1 pseudogene is annotated in these 245 nt (G+C 57.1%); it reads left to right on the top strand.

Features of this window, described 5'->3' with window-relative positions:
* A pseudogene (locus C5L12_RS28005) lies at window positions 1–126 on the top strand (plastocyanin/azurin family copper-binding protein); the annotation flags it as partial.
* Window positions 127–245 lie beyond the last annotated feature (119 nt).

Raw genomic sequence — 245 nt, 5'->3', positions numbered from 1 at the left:
GGGCTCATTCCGGATGGCGCCACTGCCTTCAAGGGCAAGATGAATGAAAGCGTGAAGATCACCTTCGACGTTGAAGGCGCTTATGCCGTGAAATGCGCGCCGCATGTGGGCATGGGGATGATCGGTCCGGGCATTTTTCTTTAACGAGTTCCCACTCAAATTCATTGCATGCTTCCGCCATCCGTCAGGCGAGCCCTTTTGGGGCGCAATCTGCGGCTCGGGTCTATTCCCAGGTGACCGGCTCG

The organism is Neorhizobium huautlense, assembly GCF_002968575.1.
In the GTDB taxonomy this organism is placed as follows: domain Bacteria; phylum Pseudomonadota; class Alphaproteobacteria; order Rhizobiales; family Rhizobiaceae; genus Neorhizobium; species Neorhizobium huautlense.
Note: the sequence above shows the minus strand (reverse complement) of the source record. Positions and strands in the feature narration are given on the sequence as shown.